The organism is Frankia sp. AgPm24 (genome assembly GCF_023243055.1).
GTDB lineage: Bacteria > Actinomycetota > Actinomycetes > Frankiales > Frankiaceae > Frankia > Frankia umida.
In genome coordinates this window covers 1-1622 of sequence record NZ_JALKFW010000056.1, presented here as the reverse complement: position 1 = coordinate 1622, position 1622 = coordinate 1, and the positions used below count along the sequence as shown (strand labels likewise).

Genomic DNA, 1622 nt, shown 5'->3' with positions numbered 1-1622 from the left:
TTGGTCTGGGTGTGGCCGTGGCGGGGTGCCCCGGCTGTCGCGCGGGGTGGGGTGCCCGGTCCACGTCCGGGGGTGTTCCTTCTGGTTGGTGGGGTGGGAGGTCTGTGGCCGCGGGTTATCCGGGGGCGGGTAGTGCGCGCAGGGTGGTGATCGCGTGGAGGGCGAGTGGGGCCCAGGGGTGATGGGCGGGCAGGTGCAGGGTGGTGCGGCGGGCGTGGTGGGCGAGTCGGCCTGCCAGCGAGAACAGTCGGTGGCGTAGCCGTTTCGGTTCCCAGCGCCGGGCGGGCTGGTCGGCGAGGGCGAGCATCTGGGTCCAGGCGATCAGGTCGCAGGCGAGCGCGACGATGGCGCACCAGATCCTGTTCTGGTCGAGGTCGTGGAGCGGCAGGTTGCTCAGGCCGGTGTCTTTGGCGTTGCGGATGCGGTCTTCGCAGCGGGCCCGGCGGCGGTGGCGTAGTTCGAGGTCGGCGAGCTGCCCGCGGGTGGTGTTCGTCGCGAACGCGGTGATCCGGTTCCCGTCGACGTCGGTGATCCGCAGCTGTGCGCCGGGGTGCGGGCGTTCCTTGCGGGCGATGACCCGCAGGCCCGGGGGCCAGCCGCCCAGGTCCATCAGGCCGGTGAGTTCGGCGACGAACGCGCCGGGGCGGGGCTGCCGGTCGGCGTCGTAGGCCGGTGTCCACGCCGCCGCCGGGAGACCGGCGATGAGGTCTGCGGCGTTGTCGGGGAGGGTGAACCCGACCGAATATGCCAGCCTGCGCCTGTGCGCCCAGGCCAGGAACGCGTGGGTGCCGCCGGCGGAGTCGGCGCGGATCAGGACCTTGCGGCAGCGGCGTAGCCGGGCCGGGAGCTGGGCCAGCGCCCGGGTGGCGACGGTGATGTGATCGGCGGCGGTGTTCGACCCGGCGTTACCCGCGCGCAGCAGCACCGCCGCGGGTTCACCGCAACCGGCTGGGCCGTGGTCGATGAACGCCCACAGCGGATGGAACCCGAACCCTTTCTTGAACGTCGCCCGGGCGTCCTCTTTCTCCGAATGGGCGGTGACCAGGGTGGCGTCGAGGTCCACGACCAGCGGAGCATCGGCTGACACCTGATGGTCGGGCGCGTGCGAACCAGCGTGGGACCACACGTGGGCGCGTGCGGCCGATCGTGCCCGGTCGATCGCGGCCAGCGTCTTGTCGGCGTCGCCAGCGAGCCGGTCGAGGGCCCGCGACACCGTCGGGTCCGAGGCCACCAGCCCGAACAGCTCCGGCTCGGCCCGGAGCAGCGCGATATCCGCCAAGCAGTCGCCACCGAGCGCGAGGCTGACCGCCAGATCGAGGAGTACTTTCGCCGGGTCATGCGTTGCCGTCGGCGCACGCCACGGCGCGAGCGCCTCGGACAACCCGGTAGCGAGCCCGGACACCCGGACCGTCTCGGTCAGCAGCAGCCCCCCGGCCGACGACACGACACCCCGCCCCGCGGTGTCGACGAAGACAGACGGGTACACACCGGTAAGCTTCACCGCGAAGGTGCTCCTTGGTACGGGATCGATCAGGCCCTCGACAAGCCCGATCCTCCCTGGCCAGGAGCACTTTCCTCTTTGCGGCAACCCAACAGACGATCACCCCGGTGAAAGCCCGAGG

1 protein-coding gene is annotated in these 1622 nt (G+C 71.8%); it reads right to left on the bottom strand.

Going from position 1 to position 1622, the window contains the following annotated elements; translation table 11 throughout:
* Positions 1-115: 115 nt before the first annotated feature.
* Positions 116-1501 (bottom strand): IS1380 family transposase, encoded by a 1386-nt coding sequence (locus MXD61_RS05590; RefSeq protein ID WP_248811775.1) that lies wholly within the window; start codon positions 1499-1501, stop codon positions 116-118.
* Positions 1502-1622: the final 121 nt, after the last annotated feature.